This window comes from Pseudarthrobacter adonitolis, assembly GCF_055412845.1.
This window is the reverse complement of sequence record NZ_JBVAYW010000003.1, coordinates 57292-80221: the sequence shown is the minus strand read 5'-3', so window position 1 is coordinate 80221 and position 22930 is coordinate 57292. Positions and strand designations below refer to the sequence as shown.

The 22930-nt window shown below is 61.8% G+C and carries 16 protein-coding genes; 11 read left to right on the top strand and 5 right to left on the bottom strand.

Going from position 1 to position 22930, the window contains the following annotated elements; all coding sequences use genetic code 11:
* The first annotated feature begins 12 nt into the window (after positions 1-12).
* The 3 genes from wecC (at position 13) to ACZYZ4_RS05060 (ending at position 8668) form a co-directional block, all read left to right on the top strand.
* Entirely contained in the window at positions 13-1260 is a 1248-nt protein-coding gene (gene wecC, locus ACZYZ4_RS05070; RefSeq protein WP_463858760.1) for a UDP-N-acetyl-D-mannosamine dehydrogenase, read from the top strand.
* Positions 1261-1293: 33 nt separating this feature from the next.
* Positions 1294-5700, top strand: a complete 4407-nt coding sequence (locus ACZYZ4_RS05065; protein WP_463858759.1) for a glycosyltransferase — start codon at positions 1294-1296, stop codon at positions 5698-5700.
* A gap of 670 nt (positions 5701-6370) precedes the next feature.
* Positions 6371-8668, top strand: a complete 2298-nt coding sequence (locus ACZYZ4_RS05060) for a heparinase II/III domain-containing protein (RefSeq protein WP_463858757.1) — start codon at positions 6371-6373, stop codon at positions 8666-8668.
* A gap of 23 nt (positions 8669-8691) precedes the next feature.
* Here ACZYZ4_RS05060 and ACZYZ4_RS05055 read toward each other — a convergent pair whose 3' ends face one another.
* The 3 genes from ACZYZ4_RS05055 to ACZYZ4_RS05045 form a co-directional block, all read right to left on the bottom strand.
* On the bottom strand, positions 8692-11358 hold the full coding sequence (locus ACZYZ4_RS05055; protein WP_463858755.1) for a heparinase II/III domain-containing protein: 2667 nt from the start codon (positions 11356-11358) through the stop codon (positions 8692-8694).
* Between the two features lie 75 nt (positions 11359-11433).
* Complete coding sequence (gene wecB / locus ACZYZ4_RS05050; RefSeq protein WP_463858753.1) at positions 11434-12576, bottom strand: non-hydrolyzing UDP-N-acetylglucosamine 2-epimerase; 1143 nt, start codon at positions 12574-12576, stop codon at positions 11434-11436.
* 504 nt (positions 12577-13080) lie between these two features.
* Positions 13081-13647 carry a YdcF family protein gene (locus tag ACZYZ4_RS05045; RefSeq protein ID WP_463858751.1) on the bottom strand — a complete coding sequence of 189 codons (567 nt, stop codon included), beginning with the start codon at positions 13645-13647 and terminating at the stop codon, positions 13081-13083.
* Between the two features lie 61 nt (positions 13648-13708).
* On the opposite strand from ACZYZ4_RS05045, the gene thiL reads away from it, so the two are divergent.
* From thiL to rsmD, 4 genes are read left to right on the top strand one after another with little or no spacing between them, the layout of a single operon-like run.
* Positions 13709-14722: a thiamine-phosphate kinase gene (thiL, locus tag ACZYZ4_RS05040; protein ID WP_463858749.1), complete on the top strand. Its 1014-nt coding sequence runs from the start codon at positions 13709-13711 to the stop codon at positions 14720-14722.
* A 22-nt stretch (positions 14723-14744) separates the two neighbouring features.
* Positions 14745-15755 (top strand): DAK2 domain-containing protein, encoded by a 1011-nt coding sequence (locus ACZYZ4_RS05035; protein WP_463858748.1) that lies wholly within the window; start codon positions 14745-14747, stop codon positions 15753-15755.
* Positions 15745-18027 (top strand): ATP-dependent DNA helicase RecG, encoded by a 2283-nt coding sequence (locus ACZYZ4_RS05030; protein ID WP_463858747.1) that lies wholly within the window; start codon positions 15745-15747, stop codon positions 18025-18027. The genes ACZYZ4_RS05035 and ACZYZ4_RS05030 overlap by 11 nt, the downstream gene beginning before the upstream one ends.
* Positions 18028-18036: 9 nt before the next feature.
* Positions 18037-18693: a 16S rRNA (guanine(966)-N(2))-methyltransferase RsmD gene (gene rsmD / locus ACZYZ4_RS05025; protein ID WP_463858745.1), complete on the top strand. Its 657-nt coding sequence runs from the start codon at positions 18037-18039 to the stop codon at positions 18691-18693.
* A gap of 18 nt (positions 18694-18711) precedes the next feature.
* On the opposite strand, the gene ACZYZ4_RS05020 is transcribed toward rsmD, so the two are convergent.
* Positions 18712-19500, bottom strand: coding sequence for a spermidine synthase (locus ACZYZ4_RS05020; RefSeq protein ID WP_463858743.1), 789 nt, complete (start codon positions 19498-19500; stop codon positions 18712-18714).
* Complete coding sequence (locus ACZYZ4_RS05015; RefSeq protein ID WP_463858741.1) at positions 19500-20729, bottom strand: aminotransferase class I/II-fold pyridoxal phosphate-dependent enzyme; 1230 nt, start codon at positions 20727-20729, stop codon at positions 19500-19502. The genes ACZYZ4_RS05020 and ACZYZ4_RS05015 overlap by 1 nt, the downstream gene beginning before the upstream one ends.
* Positions 20730-20772: 43 nt before the next feature.
* On the opposite strand from ACZYZ4_RS05015, the gene coaD reads away from it, so the two are divergent.
* The 4 genes from coaD (at position 20773) to rnc (ending at position 22924) form a co-directional block, all read left to right on the top strand.
* Entirely contained in the window at positions 20773-21273 is a 501-nt protein-coding gene (gene coaD, locus ACZYZ4_RS05010) for a pantetheine-phosphate adenylyltransferase (RefSeq protein WP_463858739.1), read from the top strand.
* A gap of 124 nt (positions 21274-21397) precedes the next feature.
* Positions 21398-21922 carry a YceD family protein gene (locus ACZYZ4_RS05005; protein ID WP_463858737.1) on the top strand — a complete coding sequence of 175 codons (525 nt, stop codon included), beginning with the start codon at positions 21398-21400 and terminating at the stop codon, positions 21920-21922.
* Between the two features lie 36 nt (positions 21923-21958).
* A complete protein-coding gene (rpmF, locus tag ACZYZ4_RS05000) occupies positions 21959-22162 on the top strand; it encodes a 50S ribosomal protein L32 (RefSeq protein WP_009356569.1) in 204 nt (67 codons plus the stop codon).
* 21 nt (positions 22163-22183) lie between these two features.
* Positions 22184-22924 (top strand): ribonuclease III, encoded by a 741-nt coding sequence (gene rnc, locus ACZYZ4_RS04995; protein ID WP_463859080.1) that lies wholly within the window; start codon positions 22184-22186, stop codon positions 22922-22924.
* Positions 22925-22930: the final 6 nt, after the last annotated feature.

The following is a 22930-nucleotide window of genomic DNA, read 5'->3' as shown; positions in this document are numbered from 1 at the left end:
TGGGGGTTCTCCTTGAATACTATTGAAACAGTAGCTGTTATCGGATTGGGCTACATCGGTCTGCCCACGGCGGCAATTCTTGCCGGAAACGGCATCCACGTCATCGGTGTGGACGTAAACCCGAACACGGTCGAGTCCGTAAACCGAGGTGAAGTTCCCTTTGTAGAGCCAGACTTGGCGTCGTACGTAGCCGGCGCCGTGAGCCAGCACAAGCTGAGCGCATCCACCGTAACTCCGGCTGTGCAGGCGTACATTGTTGCCGTCCCCACGCCCTTTAACGCCGACCACACAGCTGACGTTACATATATCAAGGCCGCCGCGCGGGGCATCGCTACTCAGCTTGTGGGTGGCGAGCTCATTATTCTTGAGTCGACATCGCCTCCGGGAACCACCCAGCTCCTCGGAGACTACCTCATGAGCCTGCGGCCCGACCTGAGTCTCGACGGAGCCGACGGCAAGCCGTCCATCCATGTCGCCCACTGCCCGGAGCGTGTGCTGCCCGGCCGGATCATGATTGAGCTTGTCACCAATGACCGCATCGTCGGGGGTCTGACCCCCGAGGCAGCCCATCTCGCCAAAGCGCTGTACGCAGTCTTCTGCCAGGGTGAGATCCTCGTCACCGATGCGGCGACGGCAGAGATGGCCAAACTGGTTGAGAACTCGTACCGCGATGTCAACATCGCCTTCGCGAATGAGCTTTCGGTAATCAGCGACAAGCTGGGCATCAACGTCTGGGAACTCATCAGACTAGCCAACCACCACCCTCGCGTTAACATCCTGCAGCCGGGCCCTGGGGTGGGCGGCCACTGCATCGCTGTCGACCCATGGTTCATTGTCGCGGCGGCGCCGGAGGAAGCCCAGCTGATCCGGCAAGCACGTGAGACCAACGACTCGAAGCCCGACTGGGTCGTGAATAAAGTACAGGACGCCGTTGGAGAGATAATATCGCCCAAAATCGCTGTCCTGGGACTGGCATTCAAGGCAAACATTGATGACCTCCGCGAGTCACCTGCCGTCGCAATCGTCGAAAGGCTCAGCGCAAAGCTGGACGGGGCAGAGCTGCTGGTTGTGGAGCCGCATGTGGATCGACTCCCGAGGCAGCTTTCCGGTCTCAGTAACGTAGTTCTGCAGGACCTGGAGCTGGCAGTCGCTGCGGCCGACGCGGTGGTGCTCCTTGTGGACCACGACGACTTTAGGGAAATGGACCGGCAGCTCATGGCGGGTAAGCCCGTTTTGGACACGCGCGGAATCTGGCAGTAATTCGCATGCCCAGCGCGGACACGGAGTGAAGCCTTGAAGTATGCAGATGAAGTCGCCCAGCTGGCGACCGTGATATTGGCCAAACGCAAGCGGTATCTGCAGGATATTGACGCCGTCATCCAGGATTATGAGCGACTTCTGGCCCAGGAAGCCAAAAGTCGACGACAGGTGGACGTTCTTGAAAAAGACCTCCGCGCCATGCGAAGGGCTCGGGACAATGCCCGAGCTGAGCTGAAGTCGGCGAACGATGACCGCAACAGACTCAAATCAGCGCTGAAAGCGCTCCGCTCCTCCAAGAGCCTCCGTGTCGGGCAGGCAATCCTTGCCCCCGCACGGAGTCTCTCGCGCGCACTTGGCGACAGGAGAACGCCGACCCGGAGCACCCCCAAGTCGGCCCAGCTCTCATTGGCACCCGGGGCCGTGGACCGGCCCGCCCCGCCCAAACCGGTCGAAGCCGAGACACCCACGCTTGTCAGGCGCGAAGACTTCGTCGGTGAGTTTGAGGCGCAACCCTCCAAGGCCGCCGCGCTCAAGCTGATCTCACACGATTACTTCGTCAGGGGGGCGATCCTGGAACCAGCAGAGTTCATAATGCAGAACGCAGGGCTTCTCGGAGACTTGGCTGGTTCTGAACTCGCGCTAGTACAAAATATTCTTGGACAGCGCGAACTGCTGACCCGGGAGCACTTCGTCTCCCCTCGGCAACCCAACGCCGGGTACTCCGCGGAGCGCAACCGGATCATGTACTGCGCTCACAGCACCGGACACTTCAACAGCAACGGTTATTCGACACGAACCGGCGGTGTCGTCGGCGGACTCAAGGCCAACGGCGAAGACGTCTTGGTTGTGGCGCGCCCCGGGTACCCGTGGGATTCGAAAGTCGACGTTGAGGTTTCTTCCAAGAAACGCTTCGAACGTGAGATTAGCGGCGTCACGCACATCTTCAATCCAGGACCAAGCTGGACCGCTGACCGCCTCGACTACTATCTGGCGGAGTCCGTCGACGTCTATGTTCGCGAGGCCCAGCGCAATCGAGTCTCGCTAATCCAGTCCGCATCCAGCTATGTGACGGCGCTCCCCGCGCTTATGGCGGCTCGAAGGCTTGGCATCCCTTTCGTCTATGAAGTGCGCGGTCTCTGGGAGATCACACAGCTATCAAACAACCCGCTCTGGGCAGAAACCGACCGCTACAAACTTGCCCTCCGACTTGAAACCCTGGTGGCGACGGAAGCCGATCTCGTCTTGGCAATAACCAGCCAGGTGCGCGACGAATTGGTGCAGCGCGGGGTTGATTCATCCGCCATCAGCCTGATGCCGAATTCGGTGGACACGGATATGTTTGCTCCGATGCCCGCTCTTGAATCGCTACGTCGAAAACTTGGGCTTGCAGACACGACAACCGTGGTCGGCTACACCGGAAGCCTTGTCGCCTATGAGGGACTAGAGGATCTCCTGGAGGCAGCAAGAATCGTCCTGCATGACGGCCTGGATGTTACGTTAGTGATCGTCGGAGACGGCGTTCAATTGCGTGAGCTCAAACGGCTGGCCGTTCAACTCGGAATCGATGACAAAGTCAAGTTCACCGGTCGAGTGCCGGCCGAAGAAATTCCAAATTATGTCAGTCTTTTTGACATCATGCCCTGCCCCCGGAGAAGGTTACCGGTTACCGAAATGGTCTCGCCGCTGAAGCCTCTCGAAGCAATGGCAAGCGCCAAGGCTTTGATCCTCAGCGACCTCGCCCCATTGCGCGATCTTGCAGGCCCGGGACAGGCTCGTGCTTTGCTCTCAGAAGCCGGAAATCCGCATTCCCTCGCGGAGGCCATCACAGTTTTGGCTCGAGATCCCGGGCGTCGGGCCTCGATGGGCAGACGGGCCCGGCTATGGGCGATTGACGAACGAACATGGAGGTCCACCGGCGGCAAAGCAGTCGAGGCGCACGGGCGGGCCGGCAACCGCGCAGCACCTCCTGCAGGACGGCGATTGTCGGAACTGACCGTCGGAATTATTGCCGACGAATTCACTCTAGAGGGGATGCGCGGCGAATCCACGATGGTCGAGCTCCGTCCAGACTCGTGGCGCCAGCAGATAGATGCGCGGCCGCTGGATGCCCTGCTCGTGGAGTCTGCTTGGGAGGGCGTTGACGGCGAGTGGAAGCAAAAGGTCGGCTACTATGACGACGAGCGCTTCTCCACATTGAGGGCCATACTGGAACACTGCAACGCCGTGGGAGTCCCTACGATCTTCTGGAATAAGGAAGATCCGGTGCACTTCAACAGGTTCAGCCATACTGCGGCCCACTTTGACCACGTATTCACGACAGATTCGGACTGCATCCGCCGGTACAAAGCTGGTGCCGGTCCCCGGCAGCGAACTGTGGCCTCCCTTTCCTTTTATGCCCAGCCCCGGTTACATAACATCGTTCCGTCTGACCGCGCATATGATCACTCCGTCGCCTACGCTGGCTCGTATTACGGCGACAGATATAAGGCACGGTCCGAAGAATTGACCATGATCCTTGATGTTGCCAAAAACCACGGATTGTCGATCTACGACAGGCAGCACCTAAATCCGGAAAGTCCCTACCGATTCCCTAACCATTTGGCCCGATACGTGCGTGGTGGGCTGAGCTACGTTGAAATGGTTGATGCCTACAAATCGCATCCTGTGCACATAAATGTTAACTCTGTCGACGGCTCACCTACGATGTTCTCCCGGCGCGTCATGGAGGTCGCTGCATCCGGCTCGGCCGTTCTGAGCGGCAATGGCATTGGCGTTGAACATGTCATGAATGGACTTGTGCCAGTCATCGACGGCTCAGAGGAATTGGACCTGCTGGTTACTGAATGGATGAACAACGAGCCGGCGCGCATAAGGGACGCGTGGCTCGCCTACAGGCATGTGCACCGGGGGCATACCGCGGCACACCGGCTGGCTTACGTACTTCGCACCGCGGGACTAATAGTGGAAGCTCCAGAGATGCCTTCGTATTCGGTCTTCATTGATACCGTGACTCCCGAAATTGCCTCAGTAATCGCGATGCAGACCGTGCAACCCGTTCGGATTTACTCCACAGATGGCGGAATGGTCCCGGAAATGGCCGTAGAGATTGTGGCTGGGTTCGCCGACGCCGCCAAGCTGGCAAAGGCGGAGGGGATCCCGTTTATTGGTTTCCCTGGAACCGGACATGGCGATCGAACGGTATTTGAGGACATGCTCACTGCCACCACCTTTGGTACCTGGAGTGCCGTCGGAATATCGAGTGACGACCTGGACATTCCAGGCCTCGGGCTAGCCCGTCGTGGCTCGGCGGTGTCGGGAGGCCCGCTGCTCACGGCCCTCGAGGACCGGCCAAATGACGGCCCGCTTTGCCTCCGGCGGGAACTCGTGCCAATGGAACAGCTATCGGCGGTGCTGTCGCTCAGCAAGCCAAGAAACGTACTGATTGCAGGGCACGACCTAAAATTTGCCGCCGGCATCATTGCAGAACTTGAGGCGCTGGGGCATAGCGTCCTGATCGACAAATGGTTGGATCACAACAAACACGATGAAGGCGAAAGTCGGCGCCTGCTTGCCCAAGCAGATGTTATCTTCTGTGAATGGACGCTCGGAAATGCCGTGTGGTATTCAAAGAACAAATCTTCGAACCAGCGGCTGGTCACCCGAATTCATCTCCAAGAGATCTTCCGACCTTTCGTTAAGGATGTCTCCTACGCAAGTGTGGACGGCGTGGTTTTCGTCGGAAGGCATATCCTCGAGGTGGCCGTCCGCGATCACAATGTTCCACGAGACATCAGTTGTGTAGTTCCAAACGCGGTGGACTCGGTGCGGCTTAGGCAGGACAAGGTTGCCGACGCCAGATTCAATCTTGGGTTTGTGGGAATTGTACCTGCTCGCAAACGGCTGGATAAGGCCTTGGATGTGTTGAGGCTTCTCCGGATGCAGGACCACCGTTACCAACTATTCATCAAGGGCAAGCGGCCAGAAGATTTCGCTTGGATGGCGAATCGCCCCGAGGAAATGTCGTTCTACGATGAGCAGTACCGGCGAATCGAAACTGACCCGCTTCTCGTTGGCGCGGTCACGTTTGATGCCCAGGGCGACGACATGGCTGCCTGGTATCGCAAAATCGGAGTGGTGCTGTCGTTGAGCGACTTTGAATCTTTCCACCTGACCCTGCCGGATGGTGCCGCCTCCGGCGCGCTGCCTGCCAGCCTCGCGTGGCCGGGCGCTGATCAGATCTACCCGACAAGCTGGCTTCATGCCGATGCGGGCGAACTGGCCGAATTTGTCGGTTTGCTGGACGACGTTTCATGGGCCCACGCTTCGGGGATGGCACAGGATTACGTTGTCTCCCAGTTCGACTCGAGAGACGTGCTGGCAGCAATTACAAGTGTCATCCTCGGTGACGGCGTGGCCAACCCGGTGTTTCCGAAGGGGTAGCGGCTCACCCTGTCCTGCACATGACGCCCGCAGGACAGGGTTCAGGGGTCCAGCGGCGGCTCGGGCGAGCTGTGTAATCCGTGTAGCGTGCCATGTCCCTGCTGACTATTCGAGCTGGAACTCCAGCGACCACGCAGTTATCTGGATCTCGTCCAGCAGAACCACATTGGCGCCGACAAGTACGTTGTTGCCAATGATCGGAGTCCCGTTACGTCAAGCTCGTCCACCGAGCGTCACATTCTGGTCGATGACACAGCCCCGACCCTTGACTGAATCTGGGTGGATTGCGTTCCGATGGCGAGCGTGAATTTCCTTAGACCGTGCGTATTCGCAGTCATACGCCTCGTGACCGATCGTAATGGGTCCCTGGGCTATCTCGTCCTTTGCAATGACAGGGCGACCGAGGAATTCGGCGCCGACGTAATTTCCCCGATAGGTATGCGCTCAGCACGACCCAAAGAAACCCGCAGTGACGCGGGGCGTATGCCGGATTCAACTTGCTTGTGGCGCAGAATCCTTTGCTAAAACTGCGCGAAACTACCGCCCACGATGGACGTTTAGGAAATAGACTATGTTGGCGTGCGGGTCTTGCCTGCGCGGGTGAATATATGGGCTCGGGCCCGGAAGTTCGCTTTGTTTGCACATCCCTTATCCCCATGGAGGAAAGCCAGTGGAATCGCCGAGAATTCTGTTTTGGTTCCATGGCCTCGGTGGTGCGGCGACGGGCTGGTTTAGGGGAGCGCTTCGCCCCGCAGCGACGGGCACGGCGCTAGCTATCCTGGCGAGTACGTTATTTGCTGGTCCGGCATCGGCTGCGACCCTCAGCGAGCAGCGTGCCGCCCTACGCCAGATCACTTACACTGCCGGCAGGGACTATGCGAACGCCCGTCCGTTTGTGGCAGAGCTTGCCAGAAGGAATGCCCTCACGGTCAAGCACGCAATAGCGTCAGGCACCGCATCCCTTAAGGCTGCCGGCGATGAGCTGACCGTGGCGATGACTCAGGAGGCGATGGACACCGTCGCGGCACGAATTCGGGACGAGGCTACAAGGGCGGCGACAGTCCTCAAAGCTGCCGGACAGCTCTCCATCTTGGTTGATCTTCGAAATGCGCAGCAGGGCGTCGCCACTAAGGCCCTGAGCGACTTGTCGGCTGCCCGCATCACGCTCGGCACCTATTCTGGATCAAAGGAAAGAACCAGTGCCTTTACCACGCAGCTGGCGGCTGACACGGCCGTCCAGTTGGGTGTTATCGGGAAAGCAGTCCCGGCGCCTGACTTGAAGTCTGAGCCTTGGCTCTCGACGTTGCAAAACGGCACAGGACCTATTCCGGCGGTTCCGGGCTGGGTCGGATTCCCGGGCGGCTGCGCACTGCCCTCGGCGAGCAGTTCATTCGCCCCTGCCCTTCCTGCCGACGGTCCTGGCGTTGGCACGTCTAAACAACTAGTAGCCGATGCGAAAGCCCGGCAGGCAGCAGATGCCGCATTGGGGTCTGTGCATGCCCAGATGCTTCGGTCCGCAACCGCAGAAGCGGCTCGGACCATGCCGTTGGAGGAACTTCGCGATGCCTATGTACCACGCGTGGCCCGTTTGGGATATGGCTGGCTTTCCGGTTCCGACAGCGCCTCCCGAAGCGTCCTGGCCGCGGAAGCCAAGGAAATACTCTCAGCCGGTCCCGAGGGCATGGACACCCTCTCGTCCTCCCATTTGCTACTGGCGGCGGCGACAGCAGTGGATTGGGCCAAGTCGAGCGGCATGGAGGAGACCGTACTCGTTCGATGGCTCGGGCCGCAGACATGTTTGCAAACCGATGGTGAAAACTTCGTGGATGCAGCTACGAACATCGCTGCGATTCATAACGCAGCCAATTTTGTAGCCACCGCAGTCTTTCTCAAGAAGTCTCCGGCGCGGGCCGCTGCCCTCGCAAAGGAGTCCCTTACTTCGATACAGCCGGCACTTGGATTGATTACCACCGACGGTGGTTCTCAGGAAGGCCCGGGTTATTGGACCTACCAAAGCCGGGCAATATCAGTGCTCTATTCCACCTTGCCTAATGCGTACACAGCGAGCCCGGTCAAGATGCCAACGCTGGCGAAAGTTTCCGGTTATGCCATGAACAGCACAGATCCTGACAACCGGCCAACGCCATTCGCCGACGCTAGTCCCGCCGAGCTCAGTCCGCTGATGCCTGCTTGGGATGCACATGTTCGGAACGACCCAGCCGTGGGGGCATGGGTTGCAGAAAAGTTCAGGCAAAAGCCCGATGCCTATCTCATGTGGTGGGGTTCGCCGGCTAGTGTGGTGCCGCCGAAAAAATCTGCGGTCTATTGGCTGACGGGACTCGCTGCCCTCCAACTTCCAGCAAGTACAGCGACGCTCAAGGGCGGCGTGAATAGCGCCAACCACGCTCATCTTGATCTGGGAACAGTCTCGTTCTTTCGCCGCGGTGTTCAGTGGTCGATCGATCCGGGCACCCCGGACGGCGCGGCACCGGGCTACTACTCGGAACCAACGCGCTGGACGTATTGGAAGCCAGGCACATCCGCCCACTCGACGTTGATGGTACAGGGCGCCAACCAGCCAACCACTGCAAGCGGCCCCGTAACGATGCCGACTACGTCGAGTGCTGTAGCGGACCTGCGGCAAGCGTTCCCGGGCTCGACCCTGGCAACCCGCACCGTGAACCATGGACTTACCGCCATGGTGATCAAAGATGCCATTCGTTCGGACAAGCCCTTGGACCTCGTTTGGCAGTGGGTCACCGACGCCTCAGTGAGTTTGGGCTCTGACCGGGCGGTCCTGCGGCGTAGTGGACAGACTCTCGTGCTCCGTTTTGCTGGCGTGCCGACTGGGGCCTCCCTCACGGCGGTACCCGCCCCGGAGAACGGACCGGACGGTCAGCCGTTGACAATCGTCAAGCTATCCATGCCCCAGGTTCAGAATTTGGCACTTACTACCTCTGCCTACTAAAGCAGCCTTGACGAGGGGTGAAGTCAGGGGAGCGCCACCCACGGCGTGGTGAATGCACGGACATAGTCGTCCTCAGGGTTTCTCAGGAATACTCTGGCCCGGTACCGGCCAGCGGGTATTCCCTTCCACAGCGCGGTGCTGTCAGTGCCGTAAGGGATTCGAGCGACGGACTCAGCGCCACGATACAGGCGGGATGCAAGCTCCCAGCCAGCTGGCATCAGGACGTCAAGGCTTAGCGCCGCCGGATCCTCGCCGGAACGCCGGAATGTGAACGGGACTGCCCCTTCGCCTGCTTCAGCGATCTCCTGGTGGATCTTCGAAGTGAGGAACTGCCGGTACACCGCTCCGATTTCGGCGTGGGGGAGACCCGGCAGAACCGTGAGGTCCAGTTCTTTCTGACGGCTCTCAGCGTAAGACTTCAGTGGCAAAACGTGATTCTTGTAGTGGTGGTCTGCCTCGCCCACCAAAATCGACAGTCGGGTGGGTTCGAGCATGTCGTCGATGGCATCGAAGACAACAGCATCGAGAGCGCTCACCGAGTCCTCGCCGGTATCGCCCATCATGAATCGAAGAATGTTTGGGTGCGGGGCCTGGAGGAATGAGCCGATCTTGACCTGTGGTGCACCGACGATGACGCGTCCGGCACCGGCTGCTATGCCGTGGAGTATAGCTGCGGTCCCGCCTTTGGAGGATCCTGCCGTGATGAGGTCCTTGGCGGTGAGGCCAAGGCGGTCCAGCTCATGGGCAATGAGCGCTTGGGTGGCGGCAAAAATGGACCTGTCGCCGTGGTCAGCCAAATAATAGGATCCTTGGTCCCCAAAGTCGTCAAGGATATACAGGGCATGAACACCGGCTGCATCAACGGATTTCTTGTAGTTGAAAGTGAAGTCGCCCGGCTGGTGGATAGCAGTAAAGACGACGGCGAGCTTTCCCTGTCCCGACACTGAGCTGGCCGGTACCGAGAGGTAGTTCAACCCTACGTTTCCGCTGCTGCGACGCCAGGTATTCGAGCTGTCGTTCAGTCCTCGGTCGAGATAACTAAAGTCGGCCAAACGGATGCGCGTTTCAAGTTGAGCGTGACTGCCTTGGAATGAGATTTTGACGACCGGAGCCGGTACAGCTTCACCGAAGCGCCGAAAGCGCCAACCGAGGGGCTTCGGTCGTTCTTCTCCCTTATGGAGAGAGACTTTGGTGGGGACATTCGCATCAAATTGGAGATCCATGACCTTGCGGCCATCGTGGAACAGTTCAAAACCTTGCCCGTGGACAACGGCTTCAACATCCGTGCCGAGATTCCAGAGCAGTTCGTAGCTGTGTTCTTTTTGACTCTCAATCGTGTCTGACACGTCGAGGGTGGGAATTCCGTCTCGCTCCTGGATACTGACGGTTCTGGAATGAGATGTATCCCCCCATCGCTGAGTGCATCCGGTCACGCGGTAGCCGTCCTCGCGCACCTCATGTGCCTCCAGAGTGGTGAGGTGAGCTAACCCGTCGGTACGCGGTAGGGATATGCCGTCGACCACAATGCAGTTGTGTGCATAGGACGAGTAGCCGTATTTAGTCAGCGGATCCTTGTAATCGTATCCGTAGGCACCGGCCTCTGACAGCAGATCAACTCCGCCGCTGCGTAGGAACAGACTAAGGTCATCGGAATGTTTGTGGTAGTTCGCGTTGTAAGCCGCGCTGAAGAAGGCGAAGGTAGCATTGGGATTTCCCCACGAGCTTCGATAGATCGCGTATCCAGAGTCAGGCAACACCAACGTTCGCTGCCCGGGTTTCGATCCCATTCGTCCAGCGGATGCGGCATAAGCGAATTCGTCGCTGTCAAAGATATTCTGCCGCGCCGCACGAGTCTCCACTTGTTGAGTCGTGTCGCTGATTGGCGGATACATTCCGTTCGGCATGAGCGCGTGCGTTGCGTATTCGGCAGCGTTCCGGAGCAGTGACTTGTAATATTCGGCATGAATATGCTCGACCTGGGACAGAATTTCCAACACTCCGTGGACATACTTAGACACCATCAGGTGATAGGTCGGTGTGTTTTCGATGTGAACACCGTCTGAAGTGAACGACGTCGAAAAGTATGAATACAGCCGCGTTGTAGCGGTCCTAAAAAACTCTTCGCGCTCGTGGGGTGAGACGAAATCGCACATGACGGAAAAATAGAGCAGCGAGATGTCCTGGAACATTCCGTGGTTGTTACCGGTGGCATGAAAATCGTTTGTCGCCAGCAGGCTAGCCGTGTCCAAGGCCAGGGCTGACAGCCAGTTGTAGTCGTCGTCGGATACGAGGTTTTCCAGCCGCGTGAGCATCGCCGTTAGTTGGATAAGCCGCTGGGCCGTGGTTTCGTCATGGTGCGAAACTTCGGGGATCCGTGTGCCGTCGCTGTAGTTCTCTGCCCAGCTGCGGGCCACCTTTATGGCGAAAGCCGCGTGATCCGGCGAGGCCTCAGGATCACTCAGCACCGTCCCGTGCCAGTCTGAAAAGAACAGGAACCCGTGAACAAATCGCGCCTGGGAACGTTTCGTTGTGTCAGCCCAGATTTCACCGCCGTTGAAGGCTAGATTTCCAAATCTTGCGCTGACAATTTCTCCGTCTCGGAAGAACCTTTCTGCGCGCGATCGGGCCGTTTCATCTGAGGCGTGGGGGAGCTGAAACGCTACAGCTTCCCTCATGAGGTCAAAATTCATCGGCACCAAAAGTTCTCCAGTCTCTACCCGGTCCTGATGCGAGAAGCCCGTCTAAACCCCAGGGCTTGCCGCGTGTCAAAGACTGAATTCGGCGATTCTGTTTCCGCGCTTTAGCATGTGTGCTACTGCGGCGACGGTGCGTTCGGAGGCCTTGCCATCACCGTAGGGATTAACCGCGTTGGCCATGGAATCGAAGTGGTCCTGATCATGCAGGAGCCGTTCAACTTCCTTGAAGATACGCTCCTCGTCCGTTCCAATCAGAGTCACCGTTCCGGCGTCGACCGCCTCCGGACGTTCGGTGTTGTCCCGCATGACGAGGACGGGCTTGCCAAGGCTCGGGGCCTCTTCCTGCACTCCGCCCGAATCCGTCAGGACAATGTGTGCCAGCGAGAGCATACGCGTGAATTCACCGTATGCCAGGGGCTCAGTGACAATGACATTCGGCTTGCCTTCGAGGGCAGGCAGCACGGCTTCGCGCACAACGGGATTCTTGTGCGCCGGCAAAACGATCACCATGTCAGGCTCTGCGTCCGCAATTCGTGCCAAGGCCCGGCCTACACCGCGCATCGCATCGCCCTGGTTCTCACGCCGGTGCGTGGTCACCAGCAGAACCTTCCGGCCGCTAGCCGCGAGTTCTTCGAGCTGAGGATCGGTGAAGGGGATCTGCTTGCCGACGGTCGTCAGCAGCGCGTCAATGACCGAGTTGCCGGTGACCACGATGTCTTTGGCATTGATGCCTTCGGCGAGGAGGTTGGCACGGCTGACACTGGTGGGAGCAAGGTGGAGGCTCGCAATTTGGCTCGTTATCTTGCGGTTGGCCTCTTCCGGGAAAGGCGAAAAGAGATCGCCGCTGCGAAGCCCGGCCTCGACGTGTACAACGGGGATCCCGTGATAGAAAGCCGCGATGGCGCCCGCGGTGGACGTGGTCGTATCGCCTTGCACGATCACGGCGTCCGGCTTCTTCTCGGCGAAGAGCTTGTCCAAGCCGTCGATGGTCCGCGTCATGATGGCGGAGAGCGACTGCCGCTGCTGCAGGATATTCAGGTCATGATCCGGCACGATACCGAACAGTTCGTTGACCTGGTCCAGCATCTCGCGGTGCTGGCCGGTGACCGTCACAACACAGTCAAAGAGCTCGGACTCGTGGAGTGCGGCGACGATCGGAGCCATCTTGATGGCCTCGGGTCGAGTGCCGAATATCGGCATGATGCTGGGCATAGGTGTTCCCCCGAAAATTTGTGGACGACGGCAACGATGCTACGTGAACCGGCGATGAATCGCTGAATCGGGTCCTCCCGCATTACCAACGCTGGCGATCGTGATCGCAATAATCCGGCCTAGTTCCCTTTAGCCAGCAAGAATTAAGGCGAAAAACAGTGCGGGAATGCTGACCGAGACAAATATCACGACCACTAGCGCGACAGCCCGTTTGCGTCCAATTGCCTGGAGACGAGCGGAAGCGGTTCCGGCCGGCCGCTTGAGTGCCCGGGTGGGGGCTGCCTCCAGCGGAAAAGGGTCCGCAACTCGAACCAGGAGCGTATCGGGGATTTCGGAGTGAAAGAGCCGTCTTTTGAGGTGTCGCGGGGCGGCGATCAACGGGCGAGTGTCCTTTGATTCGTCCATATTGCTCCTCCTCACCTGATCACGCTGACTGGTTGTAATTCGCTTAGCAAACCCTGCTGGAGCTCAGCCGGGCTGGCATCAATTGTTGCATCCAGCATCTTAGGAACCGCACTCCGGGTACAGATTCACATCAATCAGGCCGCCAGTTTCGATCACAAACCGCCGCAGCCACTCCGTTGAATCGAGGTCGGGTTGGGACGCCACCATGGACACCTGGGCGCCCGTGCATTGCTGGACCAGCGCTTCTGACCTGGGCACGTGATAGGAGGACGTGACCACCGCTATCGAGGTCCAGCCATTGGCCTCCACCAACTTCCCGATCACGTCCGCCTCGCTGCGGGTATCCATGCCAGCCGGCCGGAAACAGACCAGCGACGAACTGGGAAAGGAAGCCTCCCCGCATAGGGCGTCTGCAGAAATGTTTCCCGGCGTGTCCGTCCAGGACACCACCAAAACCGGTGCCCCCGCGTCGGCGGCGAAGCGCTGGGCAACAGGCAGGCGCTCCCCGCTGCTGCCGCCCAGAACGATGACCGCGTCCACGGGAGGCGTCGACGAAGCCGGCGACGTGACGCAAAACAGCAACAAGCATGCGGTGAACCATAAAACGAACAAGCCAAAAAGGGTGCCGGTAAAGATCTTCGCGGCGATGGTCCCCTTCTGATGCACTCTGCAAGTCTAGGTGCCGGTGCGGTGCTTGGATGTCGGCCCCAGCCGATAGCGTAGAGCTGTGCCTGCAGAACAGTTGACCGTCGCCGCGCTCTCCGAGTCCGAGCTCCTTGCCCGGATCTTCCCGCGCCTGAACCACAGCTCCAGCGTCCTTTTGGGTCCGGGGGACGACGCCGCGCTGGTGTTCGCCCCGGACGGCCGGACCCTGATCTCCATCGATACCCAGACCCAGGACCAGGACTTCCGCCTCGAGTGGCCCAACGGGTACCGCACCACGGGCTTCGACGTCGGCTGGAAATCCGCCGCGCAGAACCTCAGCGATATCAACGCCATGGGCGGCGTGGCCACGTCCCTGGTGGTCAGCCTGACCATGCCGCCGGGCACCCCCGTCGAATGGGTTGAACGCTTCGCCGATGGGCTGACCGCCGGCATCATCGGGCTCGGCGCTGCTGACTGTTCCGTCGCCGGCGGAGATCTGGGGCGCGGCCGGGAGATAGCGGTGACGGTGGCCGTCGTCGGGACCCTGGACGGACTCCCGCCGGTGCTGCGCTCAGGCGCCCGCCCCGGGGACACTGTTGCCCTGGCAGGAACTGTCGGGCGGGCCGCGGCAGGGCTCGCCCTCCTCGAGAGCGCCGTCCCGGCGGACATGCTCACCGCTGAACAGCAGCAGCTCATGGACAGCCAGTGCAGACCAATGCCGCCCCTCGCAGCCGGTCCGGCCGCAGCGCGGGCCGGCGCCACCGCCATGCTGGATATCTCTGACGGTCTGGTGCGCGACGGCGGCCGCCTCGCCGCCGCCAGCGGCGTCGTTCTTGACCTTGACCCCGCGGCACTGAAACCTCTCGCAGCAACCCTGCGTCCGGCGTCGGACCTTCTCAGTGCTGACCCCATGGCCTGGGTGCTGGGCGGGGGAGAGGACCACGGGCTGCTGGCCACATTCCCGGCCGGCGTTCAGCTGCCTGCCGGATTCACTGCGATAGGCTCAGTACAAGCCCCGGGAAGCTCCACACCTCCGGGCGTCACGATTGCGGGCCACGCCGTTGGCACCGGGGGATGGGATCACTTTGCAGACTAAGGTTGCCGCCAACGCGCAAGCGATGAAGCGGTGGTTGGACAAGGCTGAAACCGCCATTGCCAACCACAGCGACCGCCTCAATGCCATCAACATCTTCCCTGTGGCGGACGGTGACACCGGCACCAACCTTTACCTCACCGTGCGGGCGGCCGCCCGTGCCGTGCGCAGCGATCCGGCGGGCCAGGACGCGGCAGTCACTGCTGATCCCGGCCAGGCGGATGTCGGAGCAGTGCTGGGGCGCGCCGGCCGGGCCGCGATGGAGCAGGCCCGCGGCAACTCCGGAACCCTTTTCTCGGTCTTCCTCTGCGCCGCGGCCGAGCCACTGGCCGGTCACACCCGGCTGACCTCAACCCTCCTGGCCGCAGCACTGAACCGCGCCCAGATCCGGGCCTGGTCCGCGTTGAGCGATCCGGTACCCGGCACCATGCTTTCGGTCATGGAAGCCGCCGCCCGCGCCGCCGCGGCAGTGGACGCCGGACACAACGGCGACGACAGCAACCTAGCTCTGGGCAAAGCCCTCGATGCTGCCGTCAACGGCGCGCTCAAGGCAGTTGTCAGCACCGAGAGCCAGCTGGCCGCCCTGGAAGCCGCGCATGTGGTCGATGCCGGGGGCGTTGGCATGCTGCTCATCCTCGACTGCCTCCGCTCCGCCGTCCTGGGCGAAGAACTCCAGAGCGAACTCCTCGACGGGCTGCACGGCTATGACGTCCAGGACCCCCACATTCACACTGATATGCCGGACGACGACGGCGTTGAGGTCATGTGCACCATCAGCCTTTCGCCGCTCAGCGCGGCCACACTCCGCCAGCGGCTCGACGAGATCGGTGAGTCCGTCATCATGAGCCAGGTGGACAGCATGGCCGATGCCGAGGGCAGTTACCGGTGGCGGGTTCACGTCCACGTTCCCGACGCCGCACCCGCGGTCGACCTGATCCGTTCCCTCGGCGAACCCAGCGACGTTTCGGTCAGCGAACTCGCCATGGCCCGCGATCCCGAACCAGCTCCGGTGAACTCCAGTGGGCATGAGCGCTGAACTCGACCTGGGCCTGGAGCGCCTGATCGGAAAGCGGTCAGCGTCGGCTATTGAGAAGCACCTGGGCATCGCCACAGTGGGCGGGCTGCTGAACTACTTCCCCCGCCGCTACCTGAACCGCGGCGAACTGACGCCCATCAGCGAGCTCCCTGTGGACGAGGAGGTCACCCTCATTGCTCGGGTGCTCTCCAACAGCACCCGCAAGATGCATACCCGCCGAGGTTCCATTACCGACGTTGTAATCACCGATGACGCCGCCTCCCATGGCCGTCCGCGCCTGGCCGCCGTAGGCCCCGGCACCGGACACGGCACGCTCAAGATCACCTTCTTTAGCGGCCACCGGGCAAGGGCCGAACTCCTGCCGGGCCGGCGCGTGATGTTCTCCGGAAAGGTGACCCGGTACGGCCCCTCATTGGGCTTGACCAACCCGGACTTCTACCTCCTGGACGAGGACCCGGACATGCCCGGCATGGACCCCGAAAAGCTGGCCGCCATGCCTATCCCGGTGTATCCGGCCACGGCCAAGCTCACCAGCTGGTCGATTCAAAAAGTCATCTCCACGCTCCTGGAAACCGTGGATCTGGACGCCCTGCCGGATCCGCTGCCGGAGACGGTCGCCGCGCGGGAGGATTTCCTGCCGGTGGCCGATGCCTACCGGCTCATCCACAAGCCGGAATCGCACGCTGACTGGAAGAAGGCCCAGGAGCGATTGCGCTACCAGGAGGCCCTGGTCCTGCAGGCGGCATTGGCTCGGCGCCGTGCCCAGCTTGCGGCCGAGGAAGCCACGGCGAGGCGCCCGGCCACCAACGGGCTGCTGACGGCGTTCGACAGGCAGCTTCCCTTCACGCTCACCGCCGGCCAGGCCGCCGTCGGCAAAACACTGGCCGCCGAACTTGCGCAGGACAGCCCCATGAACCGGCTGCTGCAAGGCGAAGTCGGCTCGGGCAAGACCATCGTGGCGCTGCGGGCCATGCTGCAGGTGGTGGATGCCGGCGGACAGGCTGCGCTCCTGGCGCCAACGGAGGTCCTCGCCGCCCAGCACTTTGAATCCATCCGGCGGACCCTGGGCTCCCTGTCCCGCGACCCGATGCTGTCCGCGGACGGGCTGCTGGGCAGCCTGGCCGAAGTGGCCGTCCAAGTCACGCTCCTCACGGGCTCCATGCCCGCCGCCGCACGGAAACGGTCCATGCTGGACGCCGCATCCGGCGCGGCCGGGATCGTGATCGGCACGCATGCGCTGCTCAGCGACAACGTCGCGTTCTACGATCTTGGCCTGATCGTGGTGGACGAACAGCACCGGTTCGGCGTGGAGCAGCGGGACGTTCTCAGGTCAAAGGCCAACAAGCCGCCGCACCTGCTGGTCATGACGGCCACGCCCATTCCCCGGACCGTGGCCATGACGGTCTTCGGCGACCTCGAAACCTCCATTCTGGACGAGCTCCCCGCCGGCCGGGCACCGATTTCCACCCATGTGGTTGGCCTTGCCGAGAACCCCGGCTGGGCAGACCGCATCTGGTCCCGGTCCCGTGAGGAGATCGACGCCGGGCACCAGGTGTATGTGGTGTGCCCCAGGATCGGAGCGGACGACGACGGCGACTTCAGTCCGGGGGAAGCGGAACCTTCCGCGGCTGACCTGGCGGGCGACGGCGCTGCGCGGGAGCTCGCGTCGGTGACCGCCGTCGTCGAACATCTTCAGCAGGAGCCGGCCCTGGCCGGTGTGCCGCTTGGGCCAATGCATGGCCGCCTCGACCCCGCAGTGAAGTCCGCAGCGATGGCCGACTTCACCGCCAACCGGACCAAGCTCCTGGTCTCCACCACCGTCATCGAGGTGGGGGTCGACGTTCACAACGCAACGCTGATGGTGATCCTCGACGCCGACCGTTTTGGCATTTCGCAGCTGCACCAGCTGCGCGGCCGGGTGGGCCGTGGCGGGCTTCCCGGAACGTGCCTGCTGGTCACCAGCCTGGAACGCGGGCACCCGAGCCGGCGCCGGCTGGACGCCGTGGCGGCAACCACCGACGGCTTCGAACTGTCGCAGGAGGATTTGAAGCTGCGCCGCGAGGGAGACATCCTGGGCGCGTCGCAGTCCGGCGGCCGCTCCACCCTGAAACTGTTGCGCGTGCTGGAGCACGAGGACATCATTGCGCAGGCGCGCCAGGACGCCCAGGAAATTGTGGGAGCGGACCCGGCCCTGGCGCGGCATCCGCGGTTGGCGGAGGCCATTGACGAGTACTTGAACCCCGAGAAGGAGGCGTTCCTTGAGCGCGGATAGGAGGCGGCCATGAGCCGCATCATCGCGGGCGCCGCAGGCGGGACCCCCTTAGTCAGCGTCCCCGGCTCCCTGACCAGGCCCACCACCGACCGGGTCAAGGAAGCACTGTTCTCCCGGCTTGACGCCTTCGGAATCATTGCCGGTGCCCGGGTCCTGGACCTGTACGCAGGGTCCGGATCGTTAGGGGTGGAGAGCGGCAGCAGGGGCGCCGAGACGGTGGACCTCGTGGAATTCGATGCCAAGGCCAGTTCCGTGTGCCAGCGCAATGCGGACCTGATCAACGGCGTGCTGGGCCGCAAAGGTGTGACGGTCCACCGGTCCAAGGTGGAGTCCTTCCTGGAGCGCGCAGCGGAGACGGCCAGCTGGGACTTGGTGTTCCTGGACCCGCCGTATCCGCTGGATGACCCTGCCCTGTCGGCGGTGCTGGGCAAACTAGCCGATCATCTGGCTCCGGCGGCGGTGGTTGTCGTGGAGCGGTCCTCGCGTTCACCGGAGCCGTTCTGGCCTGCAGGCCTGGAACGCTTTGCCGAGAAGAAGTACGGCGAAACCCGGCTCTGGTTCGCGGAGCCCTTGGTGCCTGACGCCATCGCGCCGGACCTTGTTATTGAGGAGCAGAAGCAGGAGCAGGAGCCGGGCCAGGCTCAGGACCAGGCCCGGAACGCCTGAGGCCCAGGTTGCGCTGGCTCAGCCGGCGAGCCCGTCCAGGTCTACGCCGGCCAGAACCTTCGCGGGGTGAGGGCCGCGTGCCGTCAGTTCGGCTGTCCATGCTTCGGGCCAGGGAGTCTGCGTTCCGGCGAGGATGATGTTGCCGGGGTAGCGGCCCGCGAACATCCCGGTTTCGGCGAAGGCTGCAACGTCGGTCATGGCGCGGCGCATGGCGGCGGCCTGGCTTCGCACCAGGGTCAGGCCCGGTTCGTCGCCTACGTTGACGATCAGGATGCCGTCCGGGGCAAGGCGTGCGAGGGCCTCCTGGTAGAACTCCTGGCAGGCGATGTGGCCCGGGGCATCCGGACCGGAGAAGATGTCCAGAATCACGACGTCGAACTGAAGTTCCGGGTCCAGGTCAACGAGGGCGTCGCGGGCATCGCCGATGACGGTGTGCAGGTCGGTTCCGCCGGGCAGGGGGAGTTGCTGCAGGACGAAGTCGAGGAGTTCCCGTTCCAGCTCCACTGCGTATTGGCGGGATCCGGGCCTCGTCGCCTGGACATAGCGGGCCAAGGTCAGCGCCCCGGCGCCGAGATGCAGTGCCGTGATCGGCTGGCCTTCGGGCGCGGCGAGATCCACCAGGTGGCCGATCCGGCGCAGGTACTCGTAGAAGATCTCCTCCGGGTGTGCCAGGTTAACGTGGGACTGCTCTGCCCCGCCGATGCTCAGGACGTAGGCGCCGTCGGTGAAGGCATCGGGCTCAATGGACGCGTGCTGTCCCGTCGTCCGCAGGAACCGCGTGGAACGTGTGCCGCCGGGATCCGCCATCAGAGCTTTCCGCTGAGGGTCGCCAGCCGGGCAGCGGCCTCCTCGAGGACTTCCACTTTCTTGCAGAACGCGAACCTGAGCAGGCTGCGTGTCCGTTCCGCGCCCTCCGGGTGGCAGAACACCGGGACGGGGATGGCGGCCACTCCCACCAGTCCGGGCAGCCGGCGGGCCAGGTCCACGGAGTCTTCGATGCCGAGGGGCGAGGTGTCCACGTTGACGAAATAGGTGCCCTGCGTCGTGTAGACGTCGAATCCTGCGGCGCGGAGGCCTTCGCTGAGGATGTCCCGCTTCTTCTGGAGGGTGGCCGAAATGCCTTGGTAAAACTCATCCGGCAGGGCCAGGCCTGTCGCAATGGCCGCCTGGAACGGTGTACCGGAGCTGTAGGTCAGGAACTGCTTGACCGTGCGGACCGCCGCCACCAGGTGATCCGGGCCGGTCAGCCAGCCGATCTTCCAGCCGGTGAAGGAGAAGGTCTTTCCGGCGGACGAGATGGTGATGGTCCGCTCAGCTGCGCCCGGCAGGGTGGCCACAGGAATGTGCCTGGCGCCGAAGGTGAGGTGCTCGTACACCTCGTCGGTGATGATGAGGCAGTCATGCTTTGCGGCAAGCTCGACGACGCGCTGAAGGACATGGCGGGGGAAGACGGCACCGGTGGGATTGTGCGGGTTGTTCAACAGCACCACCCTGGTGCGGTCGGTGAAGGCCGCTTCCAGGGCTGCCATGTCCGGGAAAAAGTCGGGAGCCAGCAGCGGGGCCGTAACGTGGGTGGCGCCGGACAGGCCTATGACGGCGCCGTACGAGTCATAGAACGGCTCGAAGGTCAGCACCTCATCGCCGGGGCCAACGAACGCCAGCAGCGTTGCCGCGATCCCCTCTGTGGCACCGGTGCTGATGATGACCTCGGTAAGTGGGTCCGGGGTCAGCCCGTAGAACCGTTGCTGGTGGGCAGCCACGGCCTCACGCAGTACCAGGATGCCCTTGCCCGGCGCATACTGGTTGGCCCCGGCCTCGATGGCGGCCATCGCTGCCGCCTTGATTTCCAGCGGCCCGTCCTCGTCCGGAAAGCCCTGCCCGAGGTTGATGGCGCCGGTCTGCGCCGCCAGGGTGGTCATCTCTTCGAAGATGGTGACGCCCAGCTGGCCGGCAGGTCCCAGCAGGTTGGCGCCAGAGGCCGTGCGTTGCCACGGGGCAGGCGCGGCGGGCGTGGAAAGGTCCCGTGGTGGATGCATCCAGTCATGGTATCCCGGCCGTCCCATGCGGTAGGTTCGGTGCATGAGACGCGCTGTCTGCCCCGGATCCTTTGACCCCATTCACAACGGCCATCTCGAGGTCATCGCCCGTGCCGCCGGCCTCTTCGATGAGGTGATCGTGGCGGTTTCGACCAATTATGCGAAGAAATATAGGTTCAGCCTGGGGGACCGCCTGGATATGGCGCGCGAAACCCTGGCGTCCCTGAAAGGCATTGTGGTGGAACCGGTGGGTGATGGTCTCCTGGCTGAGTACTGCCGCCAGCGCGGTGTCTCCGCGATCGTGAAAGGTCTCCGCTCATCCTCTGACTTCGACTACGAACTTCCGATGGCCACCATGAACCGCCAGCTCAGCGGCGTGGAAACAGTGTTCCTGCCGGCCGAGGCGCACTACCTGCATTTGTCGTCCACCCTCATTAAAGAGGTAGCGGGCCTGGGTGGCAGCGTGTCCGACTACGTGCCCCGTTCGGTACATAAAAGGTTGCTCGCTGGCGAGTCTGCACCTGATCAACTGCCAAGAGGGTAGGCTAGTCCGGTACTTCGACGGCTGTCCGTCGCCTGGTTTGAGTCCCTGCGGTTCTTCAGGCTAAGATGGTACGTCGGTCATATGTTCAACAGGAGTTCTCATTAAACGAGATGCTAGTTCGCCCTTGGCGTTCGACGTCAAGGATATCGGGCGCAGCCCGGGAAGCATGCGGACACTGAAAGAACATGTACCCGCACCAAGTGATCTTGGCGTGGCACTCATTGGCGTTCAGGAAGGCTCGGATATCGAGCTGGATTTGAGGCTTGAGGCCGTACACGAAGGAATTCTGGTATCAGGAACCGCGGTCGCCGAAGTAAAAGGCGAATGCGGCAGATGCCTGGATCCCCTTGCGTATGATCTTGAGGTCAATGTGCAAGAACTATTCTTCTACGAGGGCGTTGTGCTGTCGGACGAAGAAGACGAAGAAGAGCAATATCGAGTCGAGCGCGATCTGATCGATCTTGAACCGGTGTTGCGGGACGCAGTTGTAACCATGCTGCCGTTCCAGCCGGTGTGCCGGGAAGACTGCCAGGGCCTTTGTTCCGAATGCGGAATTCGCCTGGAAGACGAGCCGGGGCACCACCACGAGGTCTTGGATCCTCGCTGGGCTGCCCTAGCTGATATGGCTAAGCCTGACCGGCAAAATTGATTTGTACGTGTTTGTCTAGAGAGAAATGAGTTAGCCGTGGCTGTTCCCAAGCGGAAAATGTCTCGCTCGAATACCCGCGCCCGCCGCTCCCAGTGGAAGGCAACTGCCCCCCACCTGGTGAAGACCGTAGAGAACGGCCAGGTTACTTACAGCCTGCCGCACCAGGCGAAGGTCGTCACCGACTCGGCTGGCACTGCGTTGTTCCTTGAGTACAAGGGCCGCAAGGTCGCAGACGTCTAATCGGCCGCTTGGGCTGACATGATGTCTTCAACTGAAGAGCTTCTGAAGCGTCTCGGTGTCTCCATTGACGCCGGGACGCTTCGTCTTGCTCTCACGCACCGTTCCTACGCCTACGAAAACGGCGGCATCCCCACCAACGAGCGGCTCGAATTCCTGGGCGACTCCATCCTGGGCTTCTCCGTGACCGATGCCCTGTACCGGGACAACCCCACCCTGCCCGAAGGTGACCTTGCCAAACGCCGCTCTGCGGTTGTCAGCACGCGCGCCCTCGCCGGCATCGGCCGAAGCCTCGGCATCGGAGACTACATCTACCTGGGGCAGGGCGAAAAGCTCACCGAGGGCAAGAACAAGGCCTCGATCCTGGCGGACACCATGGAAGCACTCATTGGCGCCACCTACGTGTCCAACGACATCGAGACTGCCCGCCAATTGGTCATGCGCCTGATTGGCCCGCTCCTCAAGGATGCGGCCGCACTCGGCGCCGGCACGGACTGGAAAACCAGCATCCAGGAACTGGCCGCCGGCCGGCAGCTTGGCACTATCTACTACGCCGTTGAGGGGGCAGGGCCGGACCACGCCCGAACCTTCACAGCTGTCCTGAATATCGGTGGCAAACCATACGGCAACGGATCAGGCCACTCGAAGAAGGAAGCGGAGCAGGAAGCTGCCGCGGACGCCTGGCGTCAGCTCTCCGGAACCGCGGGAGCCGCCGCTGCCTCAGCATCGGAGGGCGCGTCACCAGAGTCCTCCCGCAGCGTCTAGGCAGAG

Bases quoted from the DNA above. Each gene is read 5' to 3' on its own strand.
- coaD (WP_463858739.1), top strand. From the start codon at position 20,773: ATGAGACGCGCTGTCTGCCCCGGATCCTTTGACCCCATTCACAACGGC.
- rsmD (WP_463858745.1), top strand. From the start codon at position 18,037: ATGAGCCGCATCATCGCGGGCGCCGCAGGCGGGACCCCCTTAGTCAGC.
- ACZYZ4_RS05035 (WP_463858748.1), top strand. From the start codon at position 14,745: ATGAAGCGGTGGTTGGACAAGGCTGAAACCGCCATTGCCAACCACAGC.
- ACZYZ4_RS05030 (WP_463858747.1), top strand. From the start codon at position 15,745: ATGAGCGCTGAACTCGACCTGGGCCTGGAGCGCCTGATCGGAAAGCGG.
- ACZYZ4_RS05020 (WP_463858743.1), bottom strand. From the start codon at position 19,500: ATGGCGGATCCCGGCGGCACACGTTCCACGCGGTTCCTGCGGACGACG.
- wecB (WP_463858753.1), bottom strand. From the start codon at position 12,576: ATGCCCAGCATCATGCCGATATTCGGCACTCGACCCGAGGCCATCAAG.
- ACZYZ4_RS05015 (WP_463858741.1), bottom strand. From the start codon at position 20,729: ATGCATCCACCACGGGACCTTTCCACGCCCGCCGCGCCTGCCCCGTGG.
- rnc (WP_463859080.1), top strand. From the start codon at position 22,184: ATGTCTTCAACTGAAGAGCTTCTGAAGCGTCTCGGTGTCTCCATTGAC.
- ACZYZ4_RS05055 (WP_463858755.1), bottom strand. From the start codon at position 11,358: ATGAATTTTGACCTCATGAGGGAAGCTGTAGCGTTTCAGCTCCCCCAC.